This is a genomic window from Zobellella denitrificans (assembly GCF_002407485.1).
GTDB classification, from domain to species: Bacteria; Pseudomonadota; Gammaproteobacteria; order Enterobacterales; family Aeromonadaceae; genus Oceanimonas; species Oceanimonas denitrificans.
The window spans coordinates 114,590-131,702 of sequence record NZ_CP012621.1; the positions used below are offsets into that span (position 1 = coordinate 114,590).

Consider the following 17,113-nt stretch of genomic DNA (forward strand, 5'->3'; position numbering starts at 1 on the left):
CAGACCCTAACGTATCCTTGTGGCCGGCAGACTAAGACAATCTCGTGACAGTTTTATGACGAGGGCAGCGATAGCACCGTCTGCATCAGCCGCTGGTGCAGCGGCTGGGCGGCCAGGGGAGCGGGATCGATCAGCTCCAGCCGGCCTTCCCGCTGGGGGGCGATGCGATAGACGCTGAGCCGGCCGTCCACCTTGTTGAAGGCGCGCCAGCCGTCTTCCACCCGCAGCACCGCCTTCAGCCTCGCCACCTCGAATTCGGCGCAAAACGCCTCGACCGCCGCCTGGTCGAACACCACCTCGTCGAGAAAGCGCCAGCCGATGGAAAAATGATCCTGGCCGTGGTTGCTGTAGCGGCGCCAGGGCTGGCCGCGGCTGAGGCGGGGGCCGGGGTCGGCGAGCAGCGGCCGGGGGGCGTTCTGTTCGTGGGCCTGGGGATGGGCCGCCCGGCGCTCCGGATTGTGCTCGCCCTGCAGCCAGGCCGGATCCAGCTGGCCCTGGCAGACCTCCACCAGCGCCTGCTTGGGCGGCCGGTAGCCGTCCAGGCCCCGGCGCAGGGCCTCGAGCTCCGCCTCGCTGCACAGGTCCGTTTTGTTGGCCACCAGTATGTCCGCCAGGGCCAGCTGATCCTGGTAGGTGTCGTGCTCCCGGTAGCGTGGGTCGGCCCACTGGCGCGGGTCCACCAGGCAGAAGGCGGGGCCCAGTTGCAGTACCTCCCGGTAGTGCTCGTTGGTGAGAATGTCGAGGATGCGGCTGGGGTGGCCCAGGCCGCTCGGCTCGATCAGCAGGCGATCGGGCCTGGCCTTGTGCAGCAGGGCGTTGAGTCCGATCTGGAAGGGCAGGCCGGACACGCAGCACAGGCAGCCGCCGGGCACTTCCTTGATGGTGGCGCCCTGATCGCTGAGCAGGGCGCCGTCTATGCCCACCTCGCCGAACTCGTTGACCAGGATGGCCCAGCGCTCCTGCTCCGGCTTGTGGGCCAGCAGGTGGCGCAGCAGGGTGGTCTTGCCGCTGCCGAGAAAGCCCATGACGAGGTGGGTGGTGACGGGAGTGCTCATGAGTGGGTCCGGGAAAATGGTTTTGTTACTTTATAACATATTTTGACAAGGGCGGGTAAGGGCCGAGGCCTTCCTTAAACCAACCGCCTTGGCACAACGGTGGGTAGGCGCGTCGTACAGACGGCGGAAAACTTCAGGCTGAACTAAACAGGCAACGTCTATACCAGAAAGAAAGACAAAGGGTCCACTCCGGCCGACCGTCACATGCCAGGGATGGCATGTGCGAGCGTACAGGGATGTATTTACAGCGTGTCGGCGGAGTGGGCCCTTTGGCTGACTTCGTTAAGGTGTTCAGACGACGAAGTCAATAAACTGAACGGCGGGCGTGCCCGCCGTGGGAACAAATGCCTCAGGGCTGGATCACCACCCTGCCCCTGAGTTTGCCGGCCAGCAGATCCCGGGCCGCCGCTATGCTCTGCTCCAGGGTCAGCACCTGGGCCTGGTCTTCGAAGTCGAGCGGCAGGCTTTCCTGCAGCCGCTGCCAGGCTTCGATGCGCTTGGCCTTGGGCATATAGACCGAGTTGATGCCGAGCAACTGCACCCCGCGCAGGATAAAGGGCATGACGGTGGTGTTGAGGGCCACGCCGCCGGCCAGGCCGCAGGCGGCCACGGCGCCGTCCATTTTGGTCTGGCTCAGGATCTTGGCCAGGGTGCGGCCGCCCACGGTGTCCACGGCGCCGGCCCAGCGCTGGGTTTCCAGCGGCGCCGGCTCGGCGTCCAGCTCGGCGCGGGGGATGATGGCGGCCGCGCCCAGGGAGGTCAGCCAGTCACCGTGCTCGGGCCGGCCGGTGGAGGCATGCACCTCGAAGCCGGCGCCGGCCAGCAGCCGCACCGCCACCGAACCCACGCCGCCGGTGGCGCCGGTGACCAGCACCGGGCCCTGGCCGGGGGTGATGCCCGCATGCTCCAGCGCCATCAGGCTGAGCATGGCGGTAAAGCCGGCGGTGCCGATGGCCATGGCCCGCTTGGCGCTCATGCCCGGCGGCAGGGGGATCAGCCAGTCTCCCTTGGCGCTGGCCTTCTCCGCCAGGCCGCCCCAGTATTGTTCGCCCACGCCCCAGCCGGTAAGCAGCACCTCGTCGCCGATGCGGTAGTCCGGGTGATCCGAGGCCAGCACGGTGCCGGCGTAGTCGATGCCGGGCACCATGGGCCACTGGCGCACTATCTTGCCCTTGCCGGTAATGGCCAGGGCGTCCTTGTAGTTGAGGGTGGAGTAGTCGACCTTCACCAGCACGTCGCCGGTGGTGAGCTGGTGCTCGTTCAGCCGCTGCAGGCGGGCTTGGGTTTGTTTGCCGGATTCTTCTAATAGTAGGGCGGTAAACATGGTGTTCTCCTCGGCACTGTTTCCTATGACCCAGTGTAAGGAGGCCGGTGCGGATTGCCATGGCCGGCACCGGCTAAATTGCGATTTTGTGACCCCGGCGCCATCAGGTCCGGGCGGCTTCCGGGGTTTTGATCCAGGCTTCGTTGAGCCAGAGCGAGGCGATGATGATGAGTCCGCCCAGGCCGAGCCGCAGCAGGTCCGCTTCCCGGTTCCAGATCAGCAGGTTGACCAGCAGGCCGGCGGGCACCAGGGCGTTGTTCATGATTGCCAGGGCGCCGGCATTGACCAGGGTGGCGCCCTTGTTCCACAGGAAATAGCCCAGGCCCGAGGCGCCCAGGCCCAGCCACAGCAGTATGCCCCACTGCAGGCCGCTGGCGGGGTAGCGGTCGCTGCCGAGCCACAGCCAGGCCGGCACCACCACCAGCAGGGCGCCCAGGTAGAAATAGCCGAACAGCCGATGCTGGGGCGGATGTTGCGGATAGCGCTCCATCAGCACCTTGTAGCCGACCTGGCCGAGGGCGAAGCAGAGGTTGGCGCCCTGCACCACCGCGAAACCGAGCAGGTAGGTGTCGGTGATGCCGTCGAAGCGGATCACCAGGGCGCCCAGCACCGCCAGGGCGGCGGTGAGCAGGTAGCCGGGGTTGAAGCGCCGGTTGAGCAGATCGTAGATCAGGGTGACGTAGATGGGCGTGAGCACGGTGAAGATCAGCACCTCGGGCACCGTCAGCAACAGGAACGACTGGTAATAAAAGAGATACATGATGCCGAGCTGCACGGCGCCGCAGCCCATCAGCCCCAGCGCCAGCCGCGCCGGCAGGCGCCGGGAGAGGAAGGGCAGGAACAGCAGGGCGGCCAGGGCCACGCGGCTCAGCACCGAGAAGTAGCTGTCCACGGCGCCGGCCAGGTAGACGCCGATCAGGCTGAAGGAAAAGGCCCACAGCAGGGTGACAAAGACCAGATAGGACATGGGTGAATTTTCGTCATTGGTAAAGATGGGGCGCTATGATGGCGCAAAGCCGGGGGCCGATCCAGCCGCGGGCCCATAAAAAAAGCCGGCGCAATGCACCGGCCCGGGACCAACATCAGGTTTGTCATAAAGGAGAGAATGACGTCCCCAAACAAAGTGGTTCAACACCACACGCAGAACTCTTGGGCATCGCGCCCGAAAAGGTTGTCAGCGTGGCAACCCGTGCCGCCCGACCCCGAACATTCCGTTTTTGTCGTCATACCGGCATTACCTCGAATAACCCCGGTATCACGACAGACAGGCAGTACCCCCCATGATGCCACCATGCCCAGAACCCTGTTCGGTCAGGCCGCCGGATGAAACAACTCCACCACGCCGACGATTAACTTGTCTGTGGCGCACATTCTATGGTCAGATAATTCATGTAAGAAATGAATTATCACCATGGAAGTATGGTAAATATCGATGGATAATCTCTATCAACGGCTGGATCTGAACCTGCTGCGGGTGTTCGACGTGCTGATGCAAAGCCGCAACGTCACCCGGGCGGCGGAGCAGCTGAACCTGTCCCAGTCCACCGTCAGCCATGCCCTGGCCCGGCTGCGCCTGGCTCTGGGCGATCCCCTGTTCGTGATGACCCGCAAGGAGATGCGGCCCACGGGCCGGGCCCAGGCGCTGGCGGCACCGGTGCGCCAGGCCCTGGCCCTGCTGGAGCAGGGGGTGCGCCAGTCGGCGGGGTTCGAACCCGCCTCCTCGACCCGCACTTTCCGCCTGGCGGTGCCGTCCTCCATCGAACACGGCGCCGTGCCCCAACTGGTGGAGCTGCTGCACCGGCGGGCGCCGGCCTGCCGGCTGGCCATCAGCGAGCTGGTCGACTCCGACTACGAAGACAGTCTGGCCCGGGGCGGCCTGGATCTGGTGGTGGGCTTTGCCGGCGCCGGCCACCTGTCCCCGCGGCTGCTGTGCGAACCCTGGTTCGACAACCCCATGGTGTGCCTGTCGGCGCGGGGCAGCGGCCTGCCCGAAGTGATGTCGGCCGCCGAACTGGTGGCCTGGAGCCATGTGTCCACCTCCACCTGGGGCCACAACCAGACCCTGGTGGAACACTGGCTGAAGGAGCAGGGGCTGGAGCGCCATATCGCGGTGTGGGTGCCGAGCTTCGAGGCGCTGCCCAAGCTGCTGGCCACCGGTCGCTACCTGGCCATGGTGCCGGAGCTGATCGCCCGGGATTTCTGCCATTACTACCCGTTGCAGAGCCACCGCCTGGACGAGCCGTTGTACAGCACCTATGTGCTGGCCCAGCATCCGCTGACCGAGTTCGATCCGGCGCTGGTCTGGTTCCGGCAACTGCTGCGGGAGGTGGGAGAGAGCTTGTGCCGGGTGGAGTGAGGGCCGCGGCTTGATGACAACCTCGCCTGTTGCACTGGCAGGAGTCGGCCAAAGGGCCAACTCCGCCGACACGCTACAAAATATGACACTCGCTGTTTCGGCCTGCTGCGAACATTCACTGGATGTTCGGTCAGGCCGAAACCGCTCGTCGCGGCGAGCAAGCTCGCCCCCTGTAAGCTCGCACATGCCATCCCTGGCATGTGACGGTCGGCGGAGCCGTTCCCTTTGTCCGCCTGTACTGGTTCAGGTGTTGCCTGTTTAGGTAAGCCCGAAGGTTTGTCAGCAGCCAACCGCCCTTGGGGCTTATTCCTTGGGCAGGGGCACCACCAGCATGTCGCAGGGCACGGTGTTCATCAACTGACGGGCGGAGGAGGTGAGCAGGCTCCAGAAGCTTTGCTCGTGGCCGCAGACCAGCAGGTCGATCTGGTTCTGCTCCACCGCTTCGTTCACTTTCAGCGCCAGATCGCCGCAGATCACCAGCTTTTTCTCGATGGGATAGCCCAGATCGCCCAGGTATTCCTCCAGCCGCTGCTTGGCGTCGGCCACCACCTGATCCTGGATATTGTCGATATCGATGTCGATCATCTCGGTGTAGAGATCCTTGAGATCCACATCCACGTGGATGACGGACAACTTGGCCTGGTTGGCACGGGCGCGATCCACCGCCTTGGCGATCACCTTGCGGTTTTTCTCGGTCATGTCGACCGCCGCCAGGATATGCTTGTACTGATAGGGTTCTGTCATGGCACTTCTCCTTTTTTCCCAAGTCTATCAATCCATTAGCCGTTAAACCGTGAGCTGGGCGGGAATTTCGCACCGCGCCTGATGCCAGCAGCATAGGCCAGGACGGGCGGCCGGGACAAGATGGCCGGGACGCTATTTCAGCCCCGGCTGGCCTGGATCAAATAACGGCGGGGACTGTTGGCCGGTTCGGTAAAGGTGCCCAGTCGTACCCGGTAGCCCCGCTCTTCGAGGAACAGGGCCCGGTCCAGCAGCAGCCACAGCTCCAGCGGGTAGCGGTAGAGGTGGCGCACCAGCTCGATGCGCTGGACCATCAGCCGGCGCGGCTCGGCCCGGGCCAGCCAGTGCTCGCCGTTCAGGGTGGCGGGGGCGGGGATCTCCTTTTGCCCGCAGGCCCAGCGGGCGAAGTCGGCGAAATCGCCGCTCAGCAGCTGTTTGGGGAAGGAGGGCAGCGGCAGGTATTCATCCTGTCCCCTCAGCGCCCGTTGCAGCTCGTCGAAGGCCAGCCGCCAGCTCAGCTCGATGCGGCGCAGCCGGCGCACCCGTTCGCCGCCGGTCACCTGCTGCTGCAGCGGCAGCCGCAGATCCTGGCGGTCCAGCCCGAGATCCCGGGCCCGGCCGGCGGCGGACAGCGGCCGGTAGCGGTCGCCCTCGATCAGGTGGTAGCAGCAGGGAGAGAGCGCCAGCGTCCGGGTGCCGGCGGCGGCCGCATGGCGCAAAAAGCGCAGGTGCAGCTCGCCGCAGGCGTGCAGGGCCAGGGCCTGCTGCTCGGCAGCGAAGAGCCCGGCGGCGGCCTCGGCCAGGGCATCGGCGCAGACAAAGCGGTGCTCGAGCCCGAGTCGCTCGGCCAGCTGCTCGCCCTGGCGGCACAGATCCGGGTTCCATTCCAGGCTGGTGACCGGCCGCGCCGACTGCTGGGCCAGCAGCCGGCCGAGGTGGCCCTTGCCGGCGCACCACTCCAGGATGGGATGAGTTCCGCTGATATTGGCGGCAAAATCCTTGATCTGCGCCCATTTCCGTCCGGGGATGCCGTTGCTCCAGCGCGGGGTGGCATAGTCGGCGGCCCGCGCCAGCGGCGGGAGCCGCGGCCGGTTGAGGGCGACGGCGTCCGGGCGCCACTCGGCCAGGCAGGCCTGGGCGGCGGCCGGGTCGGCCTCCAGCGCCTCCAGTTGGGCGTCGTCCAGTTCTTCGAGCAGGGGGGCGAGTTCCGGCCAGGGCAGGGAATCGCAGGTAAAGGGATAGCGCTGCCAGTCGCCGCGGGTGCGGTGCAGCAGGGTGCTCAGGGTATCGAAAAGATCGGCCAGGTCGCTCATGGGGGCGGATTATAGCGCCGAGCCCGGCGCCGTGATAGCGGGGGCGGGACCGGGGCGCTAGAATAGCGCCTTTGTGTCGACGAGAGGGGAAGCCCATGCAGGCCTGGGATGTAATCGTGATCGGCGCCGGCGCCGCCGGCCTGATGTGTGCCGCCGAGGCGGGCAAGCGGGGGCGGCGGGTGCTGGTGCTGGATCACGGCAAGCGCATCGGCCGCAAGATACTGATGTCCGGTGGCGGCCGCTGCAACTTCACCAACTACCATGTAGAGCCCAAGGCGTTCCTCTGCGCCAACCCCCATTTCGTCAAGTCGGCCCTGGCCCGCTATACCCAGTGGGACTTTATCGCCCTGGTGGACAAGCACCGTATCGCCTTCCACGAAAAGACCCTGGGCCAGCTGTTCTGCGACGATTCGGCACAGAACATCGTCGATATGCTGGTGAAAGAGTGCGAACAGGCCGGCGTCAGCATCCGCCTGCGGGCCGAGATCCTGGAGGTGGAGCGGCTGGGCGAGGGCTTTACGGTCGCCACCCACGACGAAGCCTACAGCTGCCATTCCCTGGTGGTGGCCACCGGCGGCCTGTCCATGCCCAAGATCGGCGCCTCCCCCTTCGGCTACAAGCTGGCGGAGCAGTTCGGCTTGCGGGTGCTGCCCACCCGGGCCGGCCTGGTGCCCTTTACCCTGCAGCCGGAAGACAAGCAAAGCCTGGAGCCCCTGGCCGGGGTGAGCCTGCCGGTGGTGGCCGAGAGCGAGGACGGCACCCGCTTCGCCGAAAACCTGCTGTTCACCCACAGGGGCCTGTCCGGCCCGGCGGTGCTGCAGATCTCCTCCTACTGGCAACCCGGCGAGCGGGTCTGCTTCGAGCTGCTGCCCGCCGGCCGGCTGGCCGAGGGAGTGGCGGACAGCCCCAACCAGGAACTGAAGACCTGGCTCGGCCGCCAACTGCCCAAACGGCTGGTGGAGGCGCTGCTGGCGCGGGAAGGGCTGGTGAACAAGCCGCTCAAGCAATACACCCCGAGGGAGCTGGCGGCGATAGAGGAAAGGCTGACGGCCTGGTCGCTGAAGCCCGGCGGCACCGAGGGCTACCGCACCGCCGAGGTGACCCTGGGCGGGGTGGACACCCACGAACTCTCCTCCAAGACCATGATGGCCAACAAGGTGCCCAACCTCTATTTCGTGGGCGAGGTGATGGACGTCACCGGCTGGCTGGGCGGCTACAACTTCCAGTGGGCCTGGAGCTCCGGTTGGTGCGCCGGCCAGGTGGTGTGAGTGCCAGTTGCCTTATAGGCGACATGACCACTAAGATGGCCCGGTTTCCGGGGCATGGCCCCTTCTGCTTCTGCCGATGAGCGAGCGTATCCCTGATGGAAAGACTGATTGAAAAACTGATGTATTCGTCGCGCTGGATCATGGCGCCGATCTACCTGGGGCTGAGCCTGGTGCTGGTGGCGCTGGGCGTCAAGTTCTTCCAGGAAATCCTGCATATCCTGCCCAATATCCTGGCGATGAAGGAAGTGGATCTGATCCTGGTCACCCTGTCGCTGATCGACATCGCCCTGGTGGGCGGCCTGATCGTGATGGTGATGTTCTCCGGCTACGAAAACTTCGTGTCCCGGCTGGACGTGGAGGAGAGCGACGACAAGCTGGGCTGGCTGGGCAAGCTCGACGCCGGCTCGCTGAAGAACAAGGTGGCCGCCTCCATAGTGGCGATCTCCTCCATCCACCTGCTGAAGGTGTTTATGAACACCGAGAATATTCCCAACGACAAGATCAAGTGGTACCTGCTGATCCATATCACCTTCGTGCTGTCGGCCTTCGCCATGGGCTATCTGGACAAGATCACCCGTAGCAAATGAGGCGGACGGGCTGGAGTCTTGGCCAGCCCGTGGCTATGCTGCCGGACACCCGAGCCTGCTGATCACCCTGTTCTTCGTGTACAAGGACGGGCATGCCCTCGCCGTTCAACTGGATCGGGTGGGCGAGTCCGTGCTGGGCGGACATTGGGCCCGGTTTTCCCGCATGGTGCCGGCCACCGTCAGCTCCACCGTCACCGGCATGGGGCTGGTCGCCCTGGGCGAGGGGGCGGTGCTGGGCATCGCCTACTGGCTTGCCGGCGTGCCGTCTCCGGTGGCGCTGGGGGTGTTGACCGGCTTTATGGCCCTGATCCCCGGCGGCGCGCCGCTGTCCTTTACCCTGGTTTCGCTCTACCTGGCCGGCACCGGAGAGACAGTGATGGCGGCGGGCCTGTTTTTGTGGGGCGTGATCGAGCTGTTTATCGTCGACAAGACCATCAGGCCGCGGCTGGTGGGCGGCCCCATCAAGTTGCCTTTTCTGCCGACCTTTTTCGGCCTTGTCGGCGGGGTGACCACCATGGGCATTGTCGGTCTTTTTATCGGCCCGGTGCTGATGGCGTTGCTGGTGGCGATCTGGCGTGAATGGCTGCACAGCCTGGGCCCGGCCTCGCAGCCATGAGGAGCAGGGCGTTTCCCGAGCGACCAGGATGATGATGTGGCGCGCTTTAGTTTGGCTTGTTCAGAGGCGCGATCGCGATTGAGTTGGTTGGCCTCCCGGCGGCGTCGGCACCCCGGCTCAGGGCGTCTCGCCGCCGGCCGATGCCTGCCCACCGGCGTCGGCCAGCGGGCTGGCCAGCACCTTGTCGATGCGGTTGCCGTCGAGATCCACCACCTCCAGCCGCCAGCCCTCCCAGTCCAGGTGTTCGCCGGTGCCGGGCATGCGCCCCCACAGCCACAGCAGCATGCCGCCCAGGGTATGGTAGCGGCCGCGTCCGTCTCCCGGCAGCCGCTTCAGGCCGAGCCGGTCCTGCAGCTCGTGCACCGGAAGCAGGCCGTCCAGCAGCCAGGAGCCGTCTTCCCGTTGCACGGCCCAGGCCTCCCCGGGCTCCGGTGAGCTGAACTCCCCGGCCAGGGCTTCCAGCAGATCCTGCTGGGTCACCAGCCCCAGGACGTCGCCGTATTCATCCACCACGAACACCATGCGGATGCCGGAGCGGCGGAACTGCGCCAGCAGTTGCAAGCCGGTCTGGGATTCGGGCACGAACACCGCGGGTTGCAGCAGCTCGCCCAGCGCCGGCGGCGAGGCACTGAGCTGCTGGCGCAACAACTGCTTGGCGGTGACCACGCCCAGCACCTCCTGGATATCGCCCCGACACACCGGGAAGCAGGAATGCTCGGAGTCGTTGACCCGCGCCAGCATGAGCTCCCGGGGATGATCGATGTCCAGGAAGACGATGTCGCTGCGCGGTGTCATCAGCGAGAGGATCCGTCGGTCGTCGAGGCGGAAAATCTTGCGCACCATGTCGTGTTCATAGGGCTCGATCACCCCGCTGAGGGAGCCTTCCACCAGCATGGCGTCGATGTCTTCCTCGGTCAGGTGGCTGCCGCCCGGCGCCTGCTGGCCGAGCAGCCGCAGCAGGCCGTCGGTCGAGACGGACAGCAACCAGACGAAGGGGCGCGACAGCTGCGCCAGCCAGGACACGGGCCGGGCCACGCGCCGGGCGATGCCCTCGGCGTTGAACTGGGCGAGCCGCTTGGGCACCAGTTCGCCGACGACGATGGAGACATAGGTGATGCCGGCCACCACCATCACGGTGGCCGCGATGGCGCTGGCGCCCGGGCTCAGGCCGGCCTCCCGCAACAGCCCGGCGAGGGGACCGGCCAGGACCGCTTCCCCCACTATGCCGTTGAGCAGGCCGATGGCGGTGATGCCGATCTGCACGGTGGAAAGAAACTGGGTCGGCTCCCGGCCGAGGCGGACCGCCACCGCCGCCGCCCGGTCGCCTTCGTCGGCCAGCCGTTGCAGGCGGCTCTTGCGGGCGGTGACCAGGGCGATCTCCGCCATGGCGAAGAGGCCGTTGCACAGGATCAGGGCGATTAACAGAACGAACTCCATACGGCCTCCTCGGTGTCCCGGCTCAGCCGGCGGTGGAAGAACGGTGGCGGGCCCAGAGCCGCAGACTCAGCTTGGCCGCTTCGTCCAGCAGCAGCACGCTGGACGCCACCAGGGCGCAGCGCAGCCAGTCGCCCGGGCCGAGGGCGACGGTGGCGAACACCTGCTGCAACGGCGGCCAGTGCACCACCAGCAGCTGCAGCAGCAGCACGGCCGCCAGCGCCAGCCACAGCTTGCCGTTGGCCAGGAAATGGCGGTTGAAGGCCGAGCCCTGCTCCACCCGAGCGTTGAACACGTTGAAGAACTGGTACAGCACGAAGGTGGTGAAGGCCAGGGTGCCGGCCCGCTCCGGCGCGTCCTGCGCCAGGCCGTAGACGAACATCGCCAGGGTGCCCGCCGTCATGGTCAGGCCGTACAGCGCCAGCCGGCCCAGGCGCCGGCCGGACAGGATCTGCGCCCCGGGCGGGCGCGGCGGCTCCCGCATCAGGCCGGGCCGGGGTGGCTCCACCCCCAGGGTCATGGCGGGCGGGCCGTCCATGATGATGTTAATCCACAGCAGCTGGATGGCGGTAAAGGGCATCGGCAGGCCCAGCAGGGTGGCGGTGAGCACGGTGAGGATGGCGGCGATGTTGGTGGACAGCTGGAAGCGCACGAACTTGACGATGTTGTCGTAGATGGTGCGGCCTTCCTCCACCGCCTGCACTATGGTGGCGAAGTTGTCGTCGGTCAGCACCAGGGTCGCCGCCTCCCGGGTCACGGCGGTGCCGGTGATGCCCATGGCGACGCCGATGTCCGCCGCCTTGAGGGCGGGGGCGTCGTTGACCCCGTCGCCGGTCATGGCGGTGACGTGGCCGTCGGCCCGCAGCGCCCGGACGATCTTGACCTTGTGCTGGGGAGAGACCCGAGCGAATACCGTGATGTCGTCGATGCGGCGGGCCAGTTCGGCGTCGTCCATGCGCTCCAGCTCGGCACCGGACAGCACCCCGCCCGGCAGCCCCAGTTCCCGGGCGATGGCCGCCGCCGTGGTCTTGTGATCGCCGGTGATCATCTTCACCTGGATGCCCGCGGCCCGGCAGTGGGCGATGGCCTCGGCCGCCTCGGGGCGCGGCGGATCCATCAGCCCCACCAGCCCCAGGAAGGTCCAGTCGCCGACCCAGCGCCAGAGATCCTCGCCCGGGTCGAAATCGCGGGCCGGGATCTCCCGCTGGGCCACGGCCAGCACCCGCAGCGCCTGACCGGCGAGGTGGTCGTTTTCCCGGGTGATGGCGCGGGCGGCGGCGTCGTCCAGCGGGCGGGGGCCGTCGCCGTGTTGCCAGTGGCTGGCGTGGCTGAGCAGGATGTCCGGCGCCCCCTTGATGTACATCAGCACCCGGTCGCCCCGGTGGTGGAAGGTGGCCATGAACTTGTGGGCCGAGTCGAAGGGGATCTCGGCGAGGCGCGGCGCGCGCTCCTGCTCCCGCTGGGGATCCAGGCCGCCCTTCTGGGCCAGCACATAGAGGGCGCCCTCGGTCGGATCGCCGATGAGCTTGCCGTCGCGCACCCGCGATTCGGTGCACAGCGCCATGGGCGGCAGCATGGCCGCCGGCCCGGGGCCGCCCTCGCTGTGGATCCGGCCGTCGCTGCCATAGCCCTGGCCGCTGGCGCTGAAGCGGTGGCCCGCGTGCCAGCCGGCCCGGGCGGTCATCTGGTTGAGGGTGAGGGTGCCGGTCTTGTCGGTGCAGATCACCGTGGTGGCGCCGAGGGTTTCCACCGCCGCCAGTTTCTTCAGGATGGCCTTCTTGCGCGCCATGCGCCACATGCCGATGGCCAGGGTCACGGTGACTACGGCGGGCAGGCCTTCGGGCACGGCGGCCACCGCCAGGGCGACCGAGGTCATCGCCGCTTCGGCCCAGGGCGTGCCGCGCAGCAGGGTCATGGCGAAGATGGCCACCACCACCACCCCGGCGATGGCCGCCAGCCGCTTGCCCAGCCGATCCAGCTGCCGCTGCAGCGGGGTTTCCCCTTCCGGGGCCTGGGCGATCAGCGTCGCTATGCCGCCCATTTCGGTGTTCATGCCGGTGGCCACCACCAGCATTTCGCCCCGGCCCCGGCTGACGGTGGTGTTCATGTACAGCATGTTGCAGCGCTCGCCCAGGGGCAGATCGTCCTCCGCCAGCGGCGGGGCGAGCTTGCCGACCGGCTGGGACTCCCCGGTCAGCGCCGCCTCCTGCACCTCCAGGGCGTGGGCGGCCAGCACCCGGCCGTCGGCCGGCACCTGATCGCCCGCTTCCAGCAGCACCAGGTCGCCGGGCACCAGCTCGGCGGCGGCCAGTTCCTGCACCTGGCCGTTGCGCCTGACCCTGGCCCTGGGCACCAGCATGCCCTTGAGCGCGGCCAGGGTGCGTTCCGCCCGGTGCTCCTGGTAAAAGCCGAGGGCGGCGTTGAACAGCACCACCAGCAGGATGACCACCGCATCCTTCAGATCGCCGATGGCCCAGGCCAGCCCGGCGGCAAACAGCAGCACCAGCACCAGTACGGCCTTGAACTGATCCAGGAACCGGAGCCAGGGGGGGCGGGGCGCCGTTTCGGCCAGGCGATTCTCGCCGTACTCGGCCAGCCGTTGCCGGGCGGCCTGGTCGCTCAGGCCGCGACCGCTGTCGGTGTCCAGCGCCGAGGCGGTTTGCTCCGTGGTCAGCCGGTGCCAGCGCGGTGCCGATGTCTGCATGGTGGTGCTCTCTCCCGTGGGCGGCTCCGCCAGCCGCTACCCCTTCCACCATAGGGCCGGAAGGGGCGGGATGGCAACCACAAATAATGATAACCATCTGTTTTCAAATGGTTAAATGGGAGGGCCAGAGAACCATGTCGTGTTAAGTCCAGGCGGCGACGATGCCTGGGGCGCGGGCGGCCCGCCCGCATGAAGGAGGCACCGGGGTGGGCAAAGACAGAGCCCAACCCGCGATGCTCGTTCTGTCCCGCGCCTTTTCAAACCTGTGGCGTGGCAGACCAATCCGAGGGTTCGCGCCGTGCGCGAAGGCAGGCGGGCCGCCTGCGCTCCACCAGCAAGGTGCGCAGCTGCACACGGCGGTGTTTGCCTGCCGGCTACATGGTGCCTTAACCGGCCTGGCGGTGCAGCTCCCCGAGCAGGGTGACCGCTTCCCGGCTGAGGCGGGTCACCCGTTCCCAGTCGCCGGCTGCGATGGCGTCGGCGGGCAGCATCCAGCTGCCGCCTACCGTGGCCACGCAGCTGAGGCGGGCGTAGCCGGTGAGGTTGTCCGGGTTGATGCCGCCGGTGGGGCAGAAGCGTATCTGGGGCAGGGGGGCGGACATGGCCTTGAGCGCCGCCGCCCCGCCGTTGACTTCGGCGGGAAAGAACTTGAGCCTGCTGTAGCCGAGCTCGAGTGCCTGCATGATCTCCGAGGGGGTACTGACCCCGGGGATCAGGGGGGCGCTGCCCCGGGCGGCGTGCTGCAGCAGGCGGGGAGTGCAGCCCGGCGAGATCACGAAACGGGCGCCGGCGGCCACGGCGGCATCGTATTGCTCGGGGGTCAGCACGGTACCGGCCCCCACTAACGCCTCGGGCAGGGCTTCGGCGATAGCGGTGATGGCGGCCAGGGCCGCATCGGTGCGCAGGGTTACCTCGAATACGTCGATACCGCCGGCCAACAGGGCGCGGGCCAGGGGCACCGCCTGCTCGGGCCGGTCGACGACCATCACCGGCATCAGGGGGGAAGCGGCGAAGACCGCGTCGGGTTGGAGTTGCCATGTCATCTTGGTTCTTCCTCTTGTGAGCGGGCCGGTCGTGCCGGCGCCGGGGGTGAAAACAGGCTGGCGCCGTGCTCCGCGTCGGACACCAGCGCCCGCAGGGGAGCGAACAGCTCCCGGCCACAGCCGGCGTCGTTGTCGCTCAGGTCCGGGGTGGCGGACGGGCGCTCCTGGAGGGGGGCGTCCACCGTCAGGGTGCCGCGCTCCGCGTCCAGGGTGATCAGATCCCCGTCGCACAGCCGCGCCAGGGGGCCGCCCCGGGCCGCCTCCGGGGTCAGGTGCAGGGCCGCCGGTATCTTGCCCGAGGCGCCGGACAGGCGGCCGTCGGTGACCAGCGCCACTCGGTGGCCGGCCTGCTGCAGGTTGCCGAGCAGTGGCATTAGCTGGTGCAGCTCGGGCATGCCGTTGGCCGCCGGGCCATTGAAGCGCACCACTATCACCCCATCCCGCTGCAATTCCCCCGCCCGGTAGGCATCGACCACCGCCTGCTGGCTGTCGAATACTCGGGCCGGCGCCCGGATCCGGCGATGCTCCGGCGCCACGGCGCTGACCTTGATGATGGCGCGGCCCAGGTTGCCGTCGAGCACCTTGAGCCCGCCGCTGGCGCTGAAGGGCTGGTCCCGGGAGGCGATCACCGTCGGATCCCGGGTGTCGGCGCAGGGGCGCCAGTGCAGGCGGCCGTCCACCGTCAGGGCGGGCGCACTGAAGTGGTCCTGGTAGTCGCCGTAAACTGGCAGGGCGTTGGTGTGCAGCAGCCCTCGTTCGGCCAGCCGGTGCAGCAGCAGCGGCACGCCGCCCGCCTGTTGGAAGGCGTTGATGTCGGCCGGGCCGTTGGGGTAGATCCGCGCCAGCAGGGGCACGGCGGCGGAGAGTTCGTCGAAGTCGTCCCAGTTCAGTACCCAGCCCGCGGCCCGAGCGATGGCCACCAGGTGCAGGGTGTGGTTGCTGCTGCCGCCGGACGCGAGCAGTGCCACCACCCCGTTGACCACCGCCTTTTCGTCCAGCACCCGGTACAGGGGGCGGCTCGCCACCCCCGTCGCCTGGGCCGCCAGGCGCATCGCCGCCTCCGTGGTCAGCGCGTGGCGCAGCGGGCTGTCCGGCGCAACGAAGGCGGATCCCGGCAGCATCAGCCCCATGGCCTCGAACACCAGCTGGTTGCTGTTGGCGGTACCGTAGAAGGTGCAGGTGCCGGGGGAGTGGTAGGCCCGGTTTTCCATCTCCTGCAACGCCTCGCGGCCGACCTGGCCGGCGGCGTACTGCTGGCGTACGCGGACCTTGTCCTCGTTGCCGATGCCGGTGGCCATGGGGCCGGCGGGGATGAAGGCAGTAGGCAACTGGCCGAAGCTGAGCGCGCCGATCAACTGGCCAGGGGCTATCTTGTCGCAGATGCCGAGCAGCAGGGTGGCGTCGAAGGCGTCGTGGCTGAGCGAAACGGCAGTGGCCTGGGCGATCAGATCCCGGGAGAGCAGGGACAGCTCCATGCCCGGCCGGCCCTGGGTGATGCCGTCGCACATGGCCGGCACGCCGCCGGCCACCTGGGCGCTGTGGCCCCGTTCGGCCAGTGCCGCCTTGATGGCATCCGGGTAGGCCTGGTAGGGCTGATGGGCGCTCAGCATGTCATTGTAGGCGGTTACTATGGCCAGGTTGGCCCGGGTCATGTCCAGCAGCCGTGCCTTCTGCGACGGGCAGGCGGCGGCCACCACATGGGCCAGGTTGCCGCAGGCCAGGCCTGCCCTGGTCTTGCCCTGGGCGGCCTGGTGCTCCATACGCCGCTGGTAAGTGTCCCGGCTGGTCTGGCTGCGGGCCCGGATCCGGGCGGTGACCCGGTCAAGGATAGGATGCATAAGGAACTCCCTGTTCGTTTAGTTTTGGTACCGGTTCCAGTTACTGACAATCCTCCGCCTGACTCAGCCGGCCGGGCTGCGCAGCCGGGTCACGTAGCCGCGGGTGACTGCCGCCAGATCGTCCCCTTGCAGCGGAGATTCGATGCCGCGCGGTACCGTCACCGGCAGCCGAGGCAGTAGCGGGGCCCAGGTGGCTGGTGCCTCGTCGAGGGCCACGGCATGCACCTTGCCGTCATGCTCCCGGCTGGCCTTGACGTGGATGTAGTCCACAAAGGGCGCCAACTGGGCGGCGGCCTGGGCCTTGTTTTCCCCCAGCCAGTGCCAGTTGGCCATGTCGAAGGCCATGCCCACGGGTGCGCCTTGCCGCGCGACAGCCTGGAAGAAGCGGAGCAGCGGCGCCAGGGTGCCGCCCTCCGGGGTCTGGTCATTCTCGATCACCAGCCGGATATCGCCGGCGCGCAGCAGGCCCTCGAGGCCGGCCAGTCCGGGGTTGTCCGGAGCATGGCCGAGGGGCAGCTTGAGCAGCCGGGCGCCGAGCTCGGCTGCCTCCGCCAGCCGCTGCCGCAGACCGGCCAGATCCGGTCGGCCTTGCGGGTCGTACAGGGGCGCGGGTGAGGAATAGACGCAGCTCAGGTGATGCGCCCGAATCTGCTCTCCCAGTACGGCCAGGGTGTCGCCCCGGTCGAGCAGCTCCTGGCGGATTTCCACGCCATCTGCGCCACTGGCGGCGATGATCGGCAGCAATGCCGCCTGGCCACCCAGGGCTCGAACCTTGTCGTGACCGTAGGCGGAAGTAACGACGATGACCTCTGTGTGCATAAGGGCTTCCTGTGG

General features: G+C 67.7%; 14 protein-coding genes. 4 read left to right on the plus strand and 10 right to left on the minus strand.

What is annotated here, in order from left to right:
* Positions 1-53: 53 nt before the first annotated feature.
* The 3 genes from AN401_RS00505 to AN401_RS00515 all read right to left on the minus strand — a co-directional run bounded on the left by AN401_RS00505 (position 54) and on the right by AN401_RS00515 (position 3,346).
* Entirely contained in the window at positions 54-1,055 is a 1,002-nt protein-coding gene (locus tag AN401_RS00505; RefSeq protein ID WP_096778267.1) for a CobW family GTP-binding protein, read from the minus strand.
* Positions 1,056-1,404: 349 nt separating this feature from the next.
* Entirely contained in the window at positions 1,405-2,379 is a 975-nt protein-coding gene (gene acuI / locus AN401_RS00510) for an acrylyl-CoA reductase (NADPH) (RefSeq protein ID WP_096778268.1), read from the minus strand.
* 103 nt (positions 2,380-2,482) lie between these two features.
* On the minus strand, positions 2,483-3,346 hold the full coding sequence (locus AN401_RS00515) for a carboxylate/amino acid/amine transporter (RefSeq protein WP_096778269.1): 864 nt from the start codon (positions 3,344-3,346) through the stop codon (positions 2,483-2,485).
* A 465-nt stretch (positions 3,347-3,811) separates the two neighbouring features.
* Between AN401_RS00515 and AN401_RS00520 the strand changes: the two genes are divergently transcribed.
* Positions 3,812-4,735 (plus strand): LysR family transcriptional regulator, encoded by a 924-nt coding sequence (locus AN401_RS00520; RefSeq protein ID WP_096778270.1) that lies wholly within the window; start codon positions 3,812-3,814, stop codon positions 4,733-4,735.
* 303 nt (positions 4,736-5,038) lie between these two features.
* Here AN401_RS00520 and AN401_RS00525 read toward each other — a convergent pair whose 3' ends face one another.
* Both AN401_RS00525 and AN401_RS00530 read right to left on the minus strand, forming a co-directional pair.
* On the minus strand, positions 5,039-5,479 hold the full coding sequence (locus AN401_RS00525) for a universal stress protein (RefSeq protein ID WP_094041396.1): 441 nt from the start codon (positions 5,477-5,479) through the stop codon (positions 5,039-5,041).
* 137 nt (positions 5,480-5,616) lie between these two features.
* On the minus strand, positions 5,617-6,789 hold the full coding sequence (locus AN401_RS00530) for a methyltransferase (RefSeq protein WP_096778271.1): 1,173 nt from the start codon (positions 6,787-6,789) through the stop codon (positions 5,617-5,619).
* A 95-nt stretch (positions 6,790-6,884) separates the two neighbouring features.
* On the opposite strand from AN401_RS00530, the gene AN401_RS00535 reads away from it, so the two are divergent.
* The 3 genes from AN401_RS00535 (at position 6,885) to AN401_RS00545 (ending at position 9,260) form a co-directional block, all read left to right on the plus strand.
* On the plus strand, positions 6,885-8,057 hold the full coding sequence (locus AN401_RS00535) for a BaiN/RdsA family NAD(P)/FAD-dependent oxidoreductase (RefSeq protein ID WP_094041182.1): 1,173 nt from the start codon (positions 6,885-6,887) through the stop codon (positions 8,055-8,057).
* 95 nt (positions 8,058-8,152) lie between these two features.
* Positions 8,153-8,644: a TIGR00645 family protein gene (locus tag AN401_RS00540; protein WP_094041177.1), complete on the plus strand. Its 492-nt coding sequence runs from the start codon at positions 8,153-8,155 to the stop codon at positions 8,642-8,644.
* A gap of 67 nt (positions 8,645-8,711) precedes the next feature.
* Positions 8,712-9,260, plus strand: coding sequence for an AI-2E family transporter (locus AN401_RS00545; RefSeq protein WP_269769034.1), 549 nt, complete (start codon positions 8,712-8,714; stop codon positions 9,258-9,260).
* Between the two features lie 117 nt (positions 9,261-9,377).
* Here AN401_RS00545 and AN401_RS00550 read toward each other — a convergent pair whose 3' ends face one another.
* The 5 genes from AN401_RS00550 to AN401_RS00570 all read right to left on the minus strand — a co-directional run bounded on the left by AN401_RS00550 (position 9,378) and on the right by AN401_RS00570 (position 17,098).
* The gene (locus tag AN401_RS00550; protein ID WP_096778272.1) at positions 9,378-10,697 is read right to left on the minus strand and encodes a hemolysin family protein; all 1,320 of its coding nucleotides are present in this window, start codon (positions 10,695-10,697) and stop codon (positions 9,378-9,380) included.
* Positions 10,698-10,719: 22 nt separating this feature from the next.
* A complete protein-coding gene (locus AN401_RS00555) occupies positions 10,720-13,398 on the minus strand; it encodes a cation-translocating P-type ATPase (RefSeq protein ID WP_096778273.1) in 2,679 nt (892 codons plus the stop codon).
* 386 nt (positions 13,399-13,784) lie between these two features.
* A complete protein-coding gene (locus tag AN401_RS00560) occupies positions 13,785-14,441 on the minus strand; it encodes a bifunctional 4-hydroxy-2-oxoglutarate aldolase/2-dehydro-3-deoxy-phosphogluconate aldolase (RefSeq protein ID WP_094041040.1) in 657 nt (218 codons plus the stop codon).
* Positions 14,438-16,279 (minus strand): phosphogluconate dehydratase, encoded by a 1,842-nt coding sequence (gene edd, locus AN401_RS00565; protein WP_096778274.1) that lies wholly within the window; start codon positions 16,277-16,279, stop codon positions 14,438-14,440. Before edd ends, AN401_RS00560 begins: the two co-directional genes overlap by 4 nt.
* A gap of 63 nt (positions 16,280-16,342) precedes the next feature.
* Positions 16,343-17,098 (minus strand): sugar phosphate isomerase/epimerase family protein, encoded by a 756-nt coding sequence (locus AN401_RS00570; protein WP_096778275.1) that lies wholly within the window; start codon positions 17,096-17,098, stop codon positions 16,343-16,345.
* Between the last annotated feature and the right edge of the window lie 15 nt (positions 17,099-17,113).